The organism is Biomaibacter sp. TOL, assembly GCF_059717795.1.
On the sequence record NZ_AP046092.1, the window covers coordinates 658221 to 673628 of the forward strand.

Consider the following 15408-nt stretch of genomic DNA (forward strand, 5'->3'; position numbering starts at 1 on the left):
CCCTCCTTGCTTTCATGTAAAATAAATATTGATTCCAGTGTAAAAGTCGCTTTGGGTGGTTGGTGACGGCCCGGCTCTTATATTATCTGTCCGTCATTGACCGTGATTTTTCCTTTTTTGATAACTGTTCTTACCAGGTTAACTCCAAAGTGGTAGATGATAAAGTCCAGGTCCGGGGCATTCCATATCACAATATCCGCCTGTTTGCCCGGCTCGATGCTACCGATGGTAGAAGCCCTGTTTATGGCCGATGCTGCATTGAGGGTCACCGCAGTGAGGACTTCTTCCGGTGTCATTCTATATTTGATGCACGCAAGGTTCATCACAAGCTGCAGGGATTCGGTCGGGCATGAACCGGGATTAAAATCGGTGGCCAGTGCTACCGGAATTCCCATTTCCATCATGGTCTTGGCCCGGGCGAAAGCCTCATTTAAAAAGAACGATGTGCCCGGCAAAAGCACCGCAATTACGTTCTTTTCCGCCATGGCAAAAAGACCCTCATCGGAAGCATGGATTAAGTGATCGGCGGAAATGGCTCCCACTTCTGCCGCAAGGCTTGCTCCTCCCAGGGAGGTTATTTCATCGGCATGGACCTTCGGGATTAGACCGTGATTTTTGCCGCACTCCAGAATCTCCCTGGATTCATTTACACTAAATACCTCCTGCTCGCAGAAAACGTCGCAAAACTCCGCAAGATGCTCTTCGGCCACTTTCGGAAGCATTTCACTATTTATTAAGTCTAAATACTCCGCCGTTTTTCCATTGTATTCTTCCGGCACTGCATGGGCACCCATAAAAGTGGGCACCAGCTCCACAGGATGAATCGCATTCAGTTCCCGGATGGCTTTCAGCGATTTTATCTCGTCTTCCACATTCAGCCCGTATCCGCTCTTGGCCTCACAGGTAGTGGTGCCGTGGGCCATCATTCTGTCCAGGGCCTTTCTGCCATATTCTATCAGTTCATCTAAACTTGCCCGGCGGGTATTTTTTACGGTATTTAGGATCCCCCCGCCCATCTTCAGGATCTCAAGATAGCTCATACCTTTGAGTTTGAGGGAAAGCTCCTTTTGCCGCCATCCAGAAAAGATAAGGTGAGTGTGCGGGTCCACCAGGCCAGGTGTCACAAGACTGCCACCAGCATCTACAATTCTGGTTTTGCTGCAAATCCTCCCCTGGTTTTCAAGTGCTTTCAGCTGTTCCCCAGCACCTACTTCGCTTATGGTTTCCCCATCAATGGCTATAAAGGCATTTTCCATAAATTTTATTCTGCCCTGATCTTTGCCTTTCTTCGCACATTTGCCCTCCGGCGTAGCCAGCAGACCTATATTTTTTACTATCATATCATAAAAATTATTCATGATTCACCTCTAAAGTTTATAAAAATGTTTTTTATAAAGGCAAGTTTTTTCAGAGCAGATAGTTTTCCAGCACTTGCTTTTTATCATCAAATCCTTCCAGCTGCAGGTAGTATTTTGCCACATCTATCAATGCATTCATGGGGGTGAGCCCCACGATTTCACTGCCCACAATGTGGACACCGTATCTCCTGGCTTCTGTGCGAATTAGCTCAAAAACTCTGTAAAGTGAAGTCTTCTCATAGTTGGTCATGTTTATAGAGACCTGGGCCAGGTTCCTGTCTTCCAGCATCACTCCTATGGCCTTGACATACTTGAGACCTCCGCTGCTTTCACGGATAATTCTGGCTATCTGTTTGGCAATATTAATATCCGTTGTGCCCAAATTTACATTGTACGCTATCAGGGGCATGCGGGCGCCAACAGCAACAGCTCCCGCGGTAGGATGAATCTCGGCCTTTCCAAAGTCCGGCGCCCATACGGGGTCTTTTATTTTCTCGGCCATTCCTTCAAACTCCCCCCGCCTTATATCCGCCAGATTCCTGCGCTCGGGTCTGGTGGCTGATTCTTCATATAAAAATACGGGAATGGAAAGCTCCCGGGCGATCCTTTCGCCTAGCTCCTTTGACAATTTTATGCACTCTTCCATCGTTACATTTTTTACGGGCACGAAAGGTATTACATCCACGGCACCCATGCGGGGATGTTCCCCTTTGTGTTTTGTCATATCGATGAGTTCCGCTGCCTTCTCGGCTCCTTTAAAAGCCGCCTCTTTAACAGATTCCGGAGCCCCTATGAATGTAAAAACGCTGCGGTTGTGGCTCTGGTCAGAAGAATAATTCAAAAGCCGGATGCCGTCCACCGATTTTATCGCACCGGCGATGGCTTCCATAATTTCAGTCCTCCGGCCCTCGCTAAAGTTTGGAATACATTCTACTATTGAACCCATCTTCATTCCTCCAGTTTCAACATTTTATTGTATTAAAGCAATCCCGGCGGGTGGCGATGCCCGCCGGGCAGAAATTACTTGGTAGATTCTCCTAACCCCTTTTCTACGACTTCATCAATAAGCTTTTGGTCGGGAATATAAGGAATCGTTATGTGGCCGAGACCACGATAATTTTTATTGAATTCCACGGCGGTCTCTATGGAATGTGGATTCCTGGCCCAGGACCTCCGGGCCACGCCGCCCATGACATCCCAGAGCAGGGCAGATTTTATGATATTGTCGGTTTTCTGGCTTCCGTCCAGCAGTAGTCCAAAACCGCCGTTGATAGCCTTACCTATGCCAACGCCACCCCCGTTATGAAGGGTCACAAGGGTCATGCCCCTGGCGGCATTTCCGGCAAAACATTGGGTGGCCATATCTGCCATGATATTGCTTCCATCCTTGATGTTTGCCGTTTCCCGGAAAGGCGAATCGGCACCGCTCACATCGTGATGGTCTCTCCCCAGCATCACCGGCCCGATTTCACCGTTTCTCACCATCTCATTGAACTTGAGGGCTATCCTGACCCTTCCTTCGGCATCCTGGTATAAGATCCTGGCCTGGGTTCCCACCACCAGGTTGTTCTTTTCGGCATCGCGGATCCATATATAATTGTCCCGGTCCTGGCCCCGCCTGCTGGGATCGATGCACTCCATGGCCGCCCTGTCCGTTTTTATAAGATCTTCATGCTTTCCGCTAAGGCACACCCATCTGAAGGGCCCATAGCCGTAATCAAATAGTTCCGGTCCCATTATATCCTCCACATAGGATGGGAATATGAAGCCGTCTTTCTCATCAACGCCGTTTTTGGAAATTTCCCTGACACCGGCATCATACACTGCTTTCATGAAGGAATTACCGTAATCGAAGAAATAAGTGCCTCTGTCAACCAGGGTCTTGATCAATTCAAAGTGATGCCTCAAACTCTTATTCACCAATTCCCGGAATTTCTCCCTGTCTTCAGCGAGCATCCGGGTCCTCTCATCAAAAGTGAGTCCCTGGGGGCAGTATCCGCCATCATAGGGCACGTGGCAGGAAGTCTGGTCCGACAGCAGGTCGACTTTTATATTGTTTTTGACGATGTATTCAAGAAGATCTACAACATTTCCATAGTACGCTATGGAAAGGGGCTCTTTTTTCTGCAAATATTCGCGGGCTATCCTGAAAACCTCTTCCAAATCGGAGGATACCCTGCTCACCCACCCCTGGGACTTGCGGGTCTTAATCCGCGAGTAATCCACCTCGGCTATAATGCCGACTCCCCCGGCTATTTCCACGGCTTTAGCCTGGGCGCCGCTCATACCGCCGAGGCCCGAAGACACAAACAAATATCCTCTCAAATCCTTATCGTGGGGTATTCCCAGTTTCAACCTACCGGCGTTCAAAAGGGTGTTGAAGGTGCCGTGGACGATGCCCTGAGGGCCAATGTACATCCAACCTCCGGCGGTCATCTGCCCGTAATTGGCCACACCCATTTCTTCGGCAATTTCCCAGTCATCCTGGTTATCGAACATACCCACCATCAGGGCATTGGTGATAATTACCCTTGGGGCATCGGGCTTTGAAGGGAAAAGCCCCACCGGATGGCCCGACTCGATGACCAGGGTCTGGTCTTCGGTCAGGACTTCGAGATACTTCTTTATCAGTCTGTACTGCATCCAGTTCTGGCACACGCTGCCCGTTTCCCCGTATGTCACCAGTTCATAGGGGTATAAGGCCACCTCAAAATCAAGGTTATTGTCTATCATTACCTGGAAGGCTTTACCCGCAAGGCATTTGCCTTTATATTCGTCTATAGGTTTTCCGTAAATCCTGCCTGCGGGCCTGAACCTGTAAGCATAGATCCTTCCCCGGGTCATCAGCTCGTTTAAAAATTCCGGAGCAAGCTTTTCATGGTATTTTTCCGGCACATATCGGAGCGCATTTTTCAGGGCAATTTTTGTCTGTTCCTTTGAAAGGCGGAAATCTCTGGCCGGCGCCCTCCTTATCCCCTCCACAAAATCCGGCATTTCCGGCAACTCATCGTCCAGTTTTACCGTCATAGCTTTTGATATGTCAAAATTGCTTAGCATCCAAATATTTCCTCCCCCTAAAATATTTTCAAACCCATTGCGGTTTTGCTTGCTACATAAATATATACTATATTTAAAAAGCTTTAACCTTCGGAAAAAATTCTTTCCAGGCGGACTTTTTTGCTTACCTTGAATTTGCTGGGGGGCATTCCCACTACGTTTTTAAAAACTCTGCCGAAATAATTGGGGTCATAATACCCCACCTGCTTTCCTACATCGCCTACGCTCATATCCGTAGTCAGGAGTAGCTTCTTGGCCTCATCTATGCGGAGCTTTGTAACATAATCGATAAAGTTCATGCCGGTGAAATTTTTAAACCCATGGCTGAAATAGTAGGGACTTATATGGACATGGTCGGATACTTCCTCCAGAGTAATGGGCTTTTTGAAATTATCTCGGATATAATTTAGAGCCTTTTCAAAGACTTCGAGATTCATGCGCTTGCGACCCTGATAGACTTCCTGAATGACACCCTTTATGGCTTGTTGCATCAAACTTTGAAGGGCTGTCATTGTATCGCTCTTTAAAATTCCTTCCACGCATTTGCCGCTCAACACCGCAAGATTCTCCTGGTCGGCCCCGGCCTCCACCGCCACCCTCATAAGAGTGGTTATAATCTCTATAAGCCGGGTTTTCATCGTCAGAGGATTTATGGCCTTTTGCTGCAGGGTGTCTCCCATCAGTTCCCGGAGAATGTTTATGGCTCCTTCCTCATCGCAGGCCAGCACCCGCACTGAGAGCTGGGATTCCACTTCCACGGAATAAAGGCCCAGATCTTCTGAAAAGGGGAGCACATTATCGATGTGGATCACCTGGCTTTTGCCCAGGAAGAATTTATGATGGCAGGCTGAAAGGGCTTCTTTGTATGAAAGGTGCAGATCCATAATGTCTTTATACCTTCGGCCTATACCTGCGGAAACAGATATTCCGGTCTCCCTTTCCACCCGTTCCTTCAAATAAGCACCAGCGTTTACACTGTATTCAACTTCCGACACCCTATCCTTTTCAATCCTGAATAAAACCGCAAACAGGTTTTCCTCCATGTTAACCACCATGGCATCGAGCTCTTCCGCACACCTTTTCAGGCACTCGTATACTTTTACCCTGATGGCCTGTTTCTGGATTTCGCTTTTATTTATGGTATCGGAATAATAGTTGTCTATGGTTATCACCATTACTGCATCAGGTAAATGCTCAATATTCAATATCTTTTGCAGTTCCCATATATCCCTTACGCTGACAATATCATTGAAAAGCAGGTCCTTGAGGAACCCCTTCCTGGCATAATCCTTCAAAAAGTCGCCCATCCCGCTCACCTCAGTTCACAACTTTTGCGGGAAAATCGGAGTCTTTTATTATCTCTCTTGCCACATCATAGCCGGCATCGGCATAACGTATGACTCCAAGAGCGGGATCTGCCTTCAGGACATGATCCAGCCTATTTTGCGCCTGTTCCGTGCCGTCGGCAATCACCGTCATTCCGGAGTGGATGGAATATCCAATACCCACCCCACCTCCTTGATATATTCCTACCAGCGTGGCTCCGGAACTGCAGTTTAAAAGGGCATTGAGCACCGGCCAGTCTGCAACGGCGTCGCTGCCGTCTTTCATGTTTTCGGTCTCCCTGAAAGGCGAAGCCACCGCTGCCGCATCCATATGATCTCTTGTAATGGCTATGGGGGCTTTTAATTTCCCCGACGCCACCATCTCGTTTATAATTTTCCCAAAAACCGATCTCTCCTTATAATTGAGCCAGCATACCCGTGCCGGCAAACCGTGGAACATAAATCTTCTTTCCACAAAATTCAGCCAGTCGTGAAGCCTTGTGTCTCCTTTAAAAAGCGACAGGATTACCTCATCGGTCTTGTAAATATCTTCAGGATCTCCCGACAATGCTACCCACCTGAAAGGCCCTCTCCCTTCACAAAAGAGCGGCCTGATGTACTCCGCAGCAAATCCCGGAAAACAAAAAGCATCTTCAATGCCTGCCCTTCGCCCCTGCTCTCTCAGGTTGTTGCCATAATCGAACACCACCGCTCCCATGTTCTTAAGTTCCACCATGGCCCTTACATGACGCCTTATGGTTTCCATAACCATTTTCTCATATCGTTCTGGGTCTTCCTCAGCCAGTAGGTGCGCTTCTCGGGGCGAAAGTCCCGATGGTATATAGCTTTCCAGATCATGGGCCGGTGTTTGATCCGTTACCACATCGGGAGTAATTTTATGGCTTACAAAATATCCATATACATCAGCCGCATTGCCGCACACTCCTATGGATACGGGCTCTTCTCTTGTTATATATTCTTTCGCTATTTTCAGCGCCTCTTCCAGAGAATCGGCCATAATATCGATGACACTTGACATCAGCCGTTTTTTAACTATGCTCCTGTCCGCATCGGCCACAATGGCAACACCTCCGTTGGCGGCAATGGCCAGCGGCTGGGCACTGCCCATCTCCCCCAATCCCGAGGTGAGCACCATTTTTCCTTTAAGAGTACCTCCAAAGTGCCTTTTGGCCACCTGGCCAAAAGTCTCCCACGTGCCCTGCAGTATCCCCTGGGTTCCGATGTAAGCCCAGGAACCGGCGGTCGACTGCCCGTAAGCCGTTAAACCCTTTTCCTCCAGCTTATGGAAGTACTCCCAGTTGGACCAGTGGGGCACCAGCAACGCCCCTGCCATAATGACCCTGGGGGCGTATTCAAAAGTCCTGAAAACTCCCACGGGTTTTCCTGATTGAATGAGCAGAGTCTCATCGTTTTCAAGATTCATCAAAGCATTTACGATGGCCTTTAAAGACTCTATATCCCTTGCCACTTTGCCCCGACCGCCATAGGCCACTAGCTCCTCCGGAGCTTTGGCGATATCCGGATCGAGGCAATTGAGGAGGAGCCTCAAAAGCCCCTCCTGCTGCCAGCCTTTACAAGTAATTTTATTTCCTATAGGAGATTTTACAATATCCATGAGATTCATTTCCTTTAGTGTCATATTTTTAAAACAATATCATCGCCAGTACACCGGCAAATATAATCGAGAGTATGGTCCTTTCTATCCATATTATCATTATCTCGCTTATGGTCAAGGGGATTTCAGTAGAAAGTATACACGGTATCGAAGCCGAGAAAAATAGTATTGCTGATACGGATACTACAGCTACCACGAACTTTGTCGCCAGAGGCGCGCTTACTGTTAATAATGCGGGGAGGAACATTTCCGCTACCTCTACGGCAGAAGCTTTGGCCGCCAGGAAAGGTTCAGGAATGCGCAATAGTGCCGTAAAGGGATAATATATCCATCCTATCCAATCAAATATTGGTGTAAATTCTGCCAGTACAAGCCCAAGAAGTCCTATAGACATTATGGTCGGTAGTATTGATGTAGCCATCCTGAAACCATCTTTTATATTTTTTACAATATTATCCCAAATCCCTGGAGCTACATCGGCCACTTTTAGGGCTTCATCCCAAGCGCTAGCTAAAAGGTTACCTTTTTCCTCTTTTTCAGGAGAGGCTTCACCCACATATTCATTTGACTTGGCAGCCAACGGCCACAAGCGGGCGGTAATGGCAGTTACTACAAATGTAATAACAAGAGTTGCCCAAAAATATATATTCCACATATCCATTATTTTAAGGGTCTTTGCTACTATTATCATAAAGGTTGCAGAAACCGTGGAAAATCCGGTAGCAATTATGGCCGCTTCTTTGATAGTATATTTACCTTCCTTGAACACTTTATTTGTTATCAATAAAGCTATCGAATAACTTCCAACGAAAGATGCAACGGCATCTACTGCAGATCTTCCAGGTGTTTTCCAAATAGTTCGCATTACTGGTCTTAAGAGGGTTCCCACAAATTCCATAAGGCCATAGCTAACCAAAAAAGCCAGGAATACGGACCCTATTGGTACTATCATACCCACCGGTACCACCAATTTATTGAAAAGAAACGGCCCCATATCCGGGTCCATCATCCATGCGGGCCCTATCTTTAAATATACCATAAAGGCTATAACTATGCCCGCAACCTTGAACACCGAAAATACCCTATCTACCGTGGATTTTTTCCAAGTCCCATTGAGCCATGGCATTACACCGCCGATGATTGTAACAATAAGACCATAAAGTAGTGCGAGTCCAGGAAGAGCTTGCCTTAACCCTGTAACCACATGATCAAGAGGAATAGAAGAACTTCCGTTGAGCTTGATAGGGATAAAGAACATAAAAAATCCGATAGCACTGTAAACAACAAACTTCCACGCAGCTTTGGACCTATCCATATAAATCCCTCCAAATATTATATTTTTTAATAAAATAATGAACTGGATTATATATTAAATAAAAAATCTTGCAAATCCTTCATATAAAATAATATTAAAACAGCATATTTTTGCTAAATTATCTTTATTACTTGTCTATATATATCAATATAGATCCCTCACAAGTTATCTTAACTTTGGTGGATATAAAGTTTTTATCTCCTACTTCAACACCTATAGTACCTCCCGGCTGCATCACCCCGATTTTACCTCTTAAACCCATATATTTTTTTAGGTATACCCCCAATGCCATGCTCCCCGAACCACAACCTTTTTCAAAAACGTGGCTTTGGGTGGACCTAACATAGACATAAGGCTTTATCTCGTATTCTCCTTTCCCCAGTTCAATGTACGGGACAATACCGATGGCATCAGATTCTATTTTTGATTTAAGGAGATCTATAACTTTATCATAATCATTAAAATCGCGCCATGAATTAAATATAAAATGTGATATTCCCTTAAAATCTATGATACTCCCTTTTATCTTTTTCTTGTTAATTTCAATGTTTGCATCTTTAACCGAAATGGGAAAAGGCATCTCACATTTTGCGCTATAAACATAATTGGATTTTTCCTCCACACGACATCTTAAAGGGTCACTTGCACCTGACACATCTATAAAAAAATCGTCTTTTTCGTAAATTCCACTATATCTCACATAGACGGCTGCACAAAGGCTGGCGTTACCACAAAATTCACCTCCGGCCATCTCCATGCCCAAAACCGAATCTGCGTTTTTAGGCGGCACAATAAATCCCACCTGTTCGGCACATAGACTGTCATAGCTCATGGCTTGCCCGGCTACCGCAATATAGTATTTCTTCGGGCAATATTCCGTAACAAGCACCGTGGTGTTTTGACAAGGACTCATTTTAATGAAATTTAATTTCATAACCTCACTCCCTAAGCCTGTTATAAAAAATCATACCATAACTTTTTTTATATAACAGAGATTTTTGAACATATATCAGAATCCGGAATAACAGTTACATAAAGAATTGCCGGGCACCTTGTTAATTGTCCGGCAATTTTGCCAGGGTTATCCCAATTCACCTACCCATTCTTCTACGGCTCTAGCCAATTGCCCACTATCTACCAACTTTGCCAGGGTTTTAACACCATCACTCAATATTCTGTCTTCTACTATTTGAGGTACTTGTTTTCTCACCAATTCATATACGACCTGGGTCCCTTTGCCAAGTTTTTTAGAACGACCCATCTTTGCTCTTCTCAAATCTATAGCCTGTGTTGCACATAAAAGCTCGATGGCCAGCACATTTTGGGTGTTCTCCACTATCTTCATGGCCTTTCTTGCCGCTATAGTACCCATGCTAACATGGTCTTCCTGGTTTGCCGAGGAAGGAATGGAATCAACGCTGGCCGGATGTGCTAAAACCTTATTTTCCGACACCAGCGATGCTGCGGTGTACTGGCTTATCATGAGTCCTGAGTTTAGGCCGCCGTGTCCGGTCAAAAAAGCGGGCAAGCCTTCATTTAAGTTGGGATTCACCAGACGCTCTATGCGACGCTCGGATATACCGGCTAGTTCTGAAACGGCTATACCCATATAATCCATATTTATGGCCACAGGTTCTCCATGGAAATTTCCACCGGAAATTACTGCTGAGTCATCCGGGAAAATGAGGGGATTATCAGTGGCGGAATTTATTTCAATTTCTATAACATTTTTCACATGGGAGAGGGCATCTTTCACTGCTCCATGGACCTGGGGGATGCATCGCAAAACATAAGCATCCTGGACTTTAAACTCACCCTGTCTGGTAATAAATTCACTGCCTTCCAGCAACTTTTTTATGTTAGCGGCGCATAACTTTTGTCCGGAATGTGGCCTTACCGTCTGTACCTTTTCATCAAATGCGTCTATGATGCCGTTTAAAGCCTCAAGAGTCAAAGCCCCACATATATCGGCAGTTTTGGAAAGATTGACAGCTTTAGCCAGGGCCAAACTCCCCACTGCCGACATAGCCTGAGTGCCGTTGATGAGGGCAAGGCCTTCCTTAGCTTCCAGAGCTATGGGCTTTATTCCTGCTATTTCCATCGCCTTTTCCCCGGGCAAGACTTCTCCTTTATACACTGCTTCACCTTCACCGATCATTACAAGAACCATATGTGCCAAAGGAACAAGGTCGCCACTGGCTCCCAGTGACCCCTGACTTGGCACCCGGGGTATTACCCCTTTATTTAGCATATCCAGCAAAGTTTTCAATGTAGAAAGCCTTATACCCGAATACCCTTTGGCAAGAGCATTTATCCTTAAAAGCATCATAGCCCTCACCACTTCTTCAGGGAAATACTCACCGATTCCTACGGAATGACTCCTAATGAGATTTAGCTGGAGCTTTCTGGTATCTTCCGGAGATATGACCACATTGCAGAATTTCCCAAATCCTGTCGTCACACCGTAAACTATATCGTCTCTTTGTATGATTTGTTCCACATACTTCCTGGATTTTTCGATTTTTTGTATGGATTCGGGTGAAAGTTGTACCTTTTCTCCCATTACCGCAACTCTTACTACATCTTGAATAGTTAAGTTTTCTCCATTTACTATCATGTTGGTTAACCTCCCAATATTTTTCCATTTTCCGCATGAAATTAGTGGAAAGATTTTATTTTTACATAGACTAGCCGGCAAAACAGATATTTTTTTATTAATTAATATAGAGATACTGTGATACTTTAACATCGTAAATGACCCTTAAAAGTGAATTAAGGGAAACCCTTTTCGATGTTCATTTCGAAACTCGAGTCTCAAATCTCGAAGGGGTTTCCCTTAAAACCTATTTAGTTGGTTTTGAAATTTTATATATGCAGTTTTATACCTCTGTACGGCATGGATTTTTCTGATATAGAAATAAGCTACACGAATTTACTTCGTTATTCCATCGACCGGCTTTTTCTGGGTGGCTAGTGACACCACCACAAAGATCACCAGTGAAACCAGGGCAGCATATATTTCTGCCGGTGCGCCAAAAATATTGGCTTTAGAAAGTATTCCCCAAAGGGCCACTATTGAACCACCTATAAGGGATGATAGGGCACCGGCCCTGGTAGCACCTTTCCATAAGACCCCGCCAATTACGGGGATAAATACCCCGGCGGTATACATGGTATATGAATAAATAAGGGCATCGATTATCCCAGGCACCAGCAGAGCTATTATCAAAGACAATATACCGATTAAAAAAGTAAAGTTTCTTGAAATATTAAGAAGTCTCTTTTCATCTCTTACTTCATCTAGCTTGAAAGTCTCTACCCAAAGGTCTTTTACTACATGAGAAGCGGCCGCAGTTAAAAGAGAATCGGCAGTAGACATGATGGCAGCTAATATTGCCGCCAGCACAATGCCGCCTATTACCGGATGCAGTAGGTTTTCCATAACCCATGGTACCGACATGCCGGCCTCATCAATATTTGAAAGGGCTCTGGCACCCATACCTATGATAGCTGGGAAGAAGCTCACGATTACAAGTACTATCCCACCCACGATTGAAGCATTTCTTGCAACTTTTGCGTCTTTTGCAGCAAAAAGCCTCTGGTAAAAATCCTGACCTATGAGGGTATACATTACAGTGGGAAGTAAAACCCACATAATGCTGGCTGTACCCATGCCCCAGATATTAAAGTAACCTGCTTCGACACCTTTTGTCGCAAGCATTGTAGAAAGCCCGCCAAATCCGCCGGTTTTTGCTAAAACCACGGCGCTGGCTATAATAACGCCAACTGCAGCAAGTATTATTTGAACGAAGTCTGTAATGGTAGCAGCCCATAATCCCCCCGAAGTAGTATAGACTATAAACACCAACGTGGCTATGATTGCTCCGGCATTACCTTTTATGCCAAGAATACCCAGTGCACCTTTTGCTGAAAGTACCTGGGCCGCAAGGATGCCAACAAGAGCTATCAATGAAAGTATTGCTCCGAGGACCCTAACTGTCTTGCCACCATATCTTTGTTCAAGATAATCAGGTACCGTGTATAGGGACAGGTCTCTGAATTTGCTGGCCGTCATAAATGCCAGGAGTAATAAACCTATACCGCAGGATACGCCGTACCATGCACCGGATATACCATAATTAAAACCATATTCACCTCCACCCATGACGGCCCCTCCGCCAAAATGGGTGGCCGCCAGCGTTCCGGCCAGGAGCCATATCCCGAGCCTCCTGCCAGCCAGCAGGAAATCTGTCATGCCATTGATATAATATTTACTGCACCACCAACCTATAAATAACATTAAAGCCATGTAAAGAATCACAATAAACAGAATCATTCCCATCTTCCCCCTTAATTTAATTTATGTTTTTAATTTTTATTTTAATTTTTTTTCTATATAATTATATATTTTCCTCTAAACTAAAACTTAAAAATTAGCATTATTTTGCTGTTGTATGAATTTTCTGTATTAATATGTTACCAATTTAATATAATAAAGATACTTACCGGAGAAAAAATAATTGACTTGCTGGATGGTAAATATACCTATCCATAATTTAAAATGGAACCGAAAAAATGTTAAATGATCTGGGGAGAAATCTGTACAGAAATACTTCACGAACTTGATAAAAAAATATATGATAAAAAAATATATAAAGAAAAAACAAGAAAAGGAAAACTGGATGGTGGTTCAAAAAGACTTTCAAAGGACAGTGACAACAGAATTTGGAGATATCACATATAAGGAAAAACATAAAGCAATAGTGCAGCTAAAAAAGCAATGCCTACAATGTTTTTCCATAGGCGGTATCTTTATTTAACTGATCCATAACAGGCTATGACGGCATTTCCGGGATAATTTCTCTCAATATATCTTCTTCTTTCACATCTGGTGTATTATCAGATCCTTTTTTTGCATAATTTCTTATGAAACAAAACGCGAGCCCCACAGCGCACTATATAATGCCTGTTTTTATACCATCTTTCGGCAGCTGTGTCATCATTATTAGATAAGCGATGATGCTTATCAGCGCACCCGCTATTCCGGCGGGGGCTTTGTATGGTCTGGATAAATTCGGATGTCTCCGCTACATACGGGCTTTATACTTTTCATGGAGTTTTGCAAAAATCGGCGATAATACTCCATCTCTAGCCATGCTGAATAAATATCTTGCCGGTGCACCAATGCTGGGATTTATTGGTAACGAGTCTCCACCATTAGAATTACTACCCATGCTATCCCTCCTCACATATTTTTTAATCTTACATCAGCGGCAAGCTTATGCGCATATAAGCCTTCAAGATGTGCTAATCTCGATGCCACCGGCGCAATGGTTTTTACTCCTTCATCAGTCAAGCGTTGATTTGTCGCGATCTTCATAAAAGTGCCCACCCATACTCCGCCGGTGTATCTGGCTGCCCTCATAGTAGGCAATATGTGATTTGTCCCGGAAACATAATCTCCAAAAACCTCCGCGGCTTTTTCTCCAATGAACAGTGAACCGTAATTTGTCAATTTAGGCACCACTTCGTCAGGGTTTTGCACCTGGAGTTCCAAGTGTTCTGGAGCAATTTCATTGGCCGTATCTATTGCCTCTTCCAGGGTATCAAAGACGGTAACCTGACCATTGTTGATCCATGCCTGGCGGGCTATATCGGCCGTGGACAAATCGAAAAGAAAATCCTCTACATGCTTTATAACAGCTTTACCTATGGCTTCATCGGTGCACAGCAATATGCCCCGGGCTTGCGGATCGTGTTCCGATTGGGCCAACAGGTCTGCGGCAATGTTTACAGGATTGGCGGTTTTATCAGCAATGACCACTACCTCACTGGGACCTGCTAAAAAATCTATGCCCACCTCACCGCTCACCTGACGCTTTGCCTCTGTTACGTATTGATTGCCCGGTCCTACGATCTTTTCCACGGGTGTGATGGTTTTTGTGCCATAGGTAAATGCCGCTATGGCTTGAACTCCCCCCATGACATATATCTCATCGGCTCCGGCTATACTCATGGCCGCCAACGTGAATGGGTTTATAACTTTTGTGTCTTTAGCCGGAGGTGAACATGCTATGACCCTCTTGACACCTGCCACTTTTGCCGGAATTATGGACATTAATGCTGATGACGGCAGTGGATATCGTCCCCCCGGAACATAGCAGGCACATGATTCTATTGGAATGGCCCTGTGCCCCAAAAATACCCCCGGCATTATTTCCTTTTCTTCTAAAGATTTTATGATTTCCATTTGCCTTCGGGCAAAATTTTCTATATTATGGGCGGCAAAGTGCAGATCATCTATGATATCTCTGCTCACCTCCTGAAAGGCCTTATCTATTTCTTCTTTAGTAACCATATAGTTTTCCCTGTCGCATCCATCATATAATAAATTGTATTCTCTTAAAGCTTTATCGCCTTCCCTTCTAACCTTATCTATGATTTCAGCAACGCTCTGCTGAGTAGACTCATTCCTCTGGTTTTCAGTCATAGCCGGCTCCTTTAACTTAATCATTTCTATACACCTCTGTTTTTTATAAATTTAAAAATTTCCCTCACACCTCAAACTGAAGAATATCTCCAGGTTACATTACAGTTATAATACTTTATTCTGTTAATCTTTGTCAATGGTGACAAGCTTTTTTCACTTTCAGCCAATTTGCCTCAACTTATCGGCTTCGCTATTGTTTAACATTTCATAGCATAGGAAAGTAACAT

At 44.7% G+C, this 15408-nt stretch carries 11 protein-coding genes and 1 pseudogene; 1 reads left to right on the forward strand and 11 read right to left on the reverse strand.

Annotated features, from left to right (window positions below; all coding sequences use genetic code 11):
* Positions 1-77 precede the first annotated feature (77 nt).
* The 9 genes from hutI to AC6I1H_RS03385 form a co-directional block, all read right to left on the reverse strand.
* Positions 78-1358, reverse strand: coding sequence for an imidazolonepropionase (gene hutI / locus AC6I1H_RS03345; protein WP_497739603.1), 1281 nt, complete (start codon positions 1356-1358; stop codon positions 78-80).
* A 49-nt stretch (positions 1359-1407) separates the two neighbouring features.
* Positions 1408-2304, reverse strand: coding sequence for a glutamate formimidoyltransferase (gene ftcD / locus AC6I1H_RS03350; protein WP_497739604.1), 897 nt, complete (start codon positions 2302-2304; stop codon positions 1408-1410).
* 74 nt (positions 2305-2378) lie between these two features.
* Complete coding sequence (gene hutU / locus AC6I1H_RS03355) at positions 2379-4415, reverse strand: urocanate hydratase (RefSeq protein WP_497739605.1); 2037 nt, start codon at positions 4413-4415, stop codon at positions 2379-2381.
* A gap of 83 nt (positions 4416-4498) precedes the next feature.
* Positions 4499-5722: a helix-turn-helix domain-containing protein gene (locus AC6I1H_RS03360; protein WP_497739606.1), complete on the reverse strand. Its 1224-nt coding sequence runs from the start codon at positions 5720-5722 to the stop codon at positions 4499-4501.
* A gap of 10 nt (positions 5723-5732) precedes the next feature.
* Positions 5733-7385 (reverse strand): urocanate hydratase, encoded by a 1653-nt coding sequence (hutU, locus tag AC6I1H_RS03365; RefSeq protein ID WP_497739607.1) that lies wholly within the window; start codon positions 7383-7385, stop codon positions 5733-5735.
* A 19-nt stretch (positions 7386-7404) separates the two neighbouring features.
* Positions 7405-8691 (reverse strand): YjiH family protein, encoded by a 1287-nt coding sequence (locus AC6I1H_RS03370; RefSeq protein WP_497739608.1) that lies wholly within the window; start codon positions 8689-8691, stop codon positions 7405-7407.
* Between the two features lie 127 nt (positions 8692-8818).
* Positions 8819-9625 (reverse strand): histidine racemase CntK family protein, encoded by an 807-nt coding sequence (locus AC6I1H_RS03375; protein WP_497739609.1) that lies wholly within the window; start codon positions 9623-9625, stop codon positions 8819-8821.
* Positions 9626-9772: 147 nt separating this feature from the next.
* Positions 9773-11308 (reverse strand): histidine ammonia-lyase, encoded by a 1536-nt coding sequence (hutH, locus tag AC6I1H_RS03380; RefSeq protein ID WP_497739610.1) that lies wholly within the window; start codon positions 11306-11308, stop codon positions 9773-9775.
* A gap of 315 nt (positions 11309-11623) precedes the next feature.
* Positions 11624-13027, reverse strand: a complete 1404-nt coding sequence (locus AC6I1H_RS03385) for a sodium:solute symporter family protein (RefSeq protein WP_497739611.1) — start codon at positions 13025-13027, stop codon at positions 11624-11626.
* Between the two features lie 135 nt (positions 13028-13162).
* On the opposite strand from AC6I1H_RS03385, the pseudogene AC6I1H_RS03390 reads away from it, so the two are divergent.
* Positions 13163-13445 (forward strand): annotated as a pseudogene (locus AC6I1H_RS03390) (UPF0236 family transposase-like protein); the annotation flags it as partial.
* 333 nt (positions 13446-13778) lie between these two features.
* Here the strand turns inward: AC6I1H_RS03390 and AC6I1H_RS03395 are convergent.
* Together AC6I1H_RS03395 and hisD are read right to left on the reverse strand one after the other, a co-directional pair.
* Positions 13779-13925 (reverse strand): hypothetical protein, encoded by a 147-nt coding sequence (locus AC6I1H_RS03395; RefSeq protein WP_497739612.1) that lies wholly within the window; start codon positions 13923-13925, stop codon positions 13779-13781.
* Positions 13926-13936: 11 nt separating this feature from the next.
* Positions 13937-15205, reverse strand: coding sequence for a histidinol dehydrogenase (gene hisD, locus AC6I1H_RS03400; RefSeq protein ID WP_497739613.1), 1269 nt, complete (start codon positions 15203-15205; stop codon positions 13937-13939).
* Positions 15206-15408 lie beyond the last annotated feature (203 nt).

Bases quoted from the DNA above. Each gene is read 5' to 3' on its own strand.
- AC6I1H_RS03370 (WP_497739608.1), bottom strand. From the start codon at position 8,691: ATGGATAGGTCCAAAGCTGCGTGGAAGTTTGTTGTTTACAGTGCTATC.
- hutH (WP_497739610.1), bottom strand. From the start codon at position 11,308: ATGATAGTAAATGGAGAAAACTTAACTATTCAAGATGTAGTAAGAGTT.
- hutI (WP_497739603.1), bottom strand. From the start codon at position 1,358: ATGAATAATTTTTATGATATGATAGTAAAAAATATAGGTCTGCTGGCT.
- hutU (WP_497739605.1), bottom strand. From the start codon at position 4,415: ATGCTAAGCAATTTTGACATATCAAAAGCTATGACGGTAAAACTGGAC.
- AC6I1H_RS03385 (WP_497739611.1), bottom strand. From the start codon at position 13,027: ATGATTCTGTTTATTGTGATTCTTTACATGGCTTTAATGTTATTTATA.
- hisD (WP_497739613.1), bottom strand. From the start codon at position 15,205: ATGATTAAGTTAAAGGAGCCGGCTATGACTGAAAACCAGAGGAATGAG.
- AC6I1H_RS03375 (WP_497739609.1), bottom strand. From the start codon at position 9,625: ATGAAATTAAATTTCATTAAAATGAGTCCTTGTCAAAACACCACGGTG.
- AC6I1H_RS03360 (WP_497739606.1), bottom strand. From the start codon at position 5,722: ATGGGCGACTTTTTGAAGGATTATGCCAGGAAGGGGTTCCTCAAGGAC.
- hutU (WP_497739607.1), bottom strand. From the start codon at position 7,385: ATGAATCTCATGGATATTGTAAAATCTCCTATAGGAAATAAAATTACT.
- AC6I1H_RS03395 (WP_497739612.1), bottom strand. From the start codon at position 13,925: ATGGGTAGTAATTCTAATGGTGGAGACTCGTTACCAATAAATCCCAGC.
- ftcD (WP_497739604.1), bottom strand. From the start codon at position 2,304: ATGGGTTCAATAGTAGAATGTATTCCAAACTTTAGCGAGGGCCGGAGG.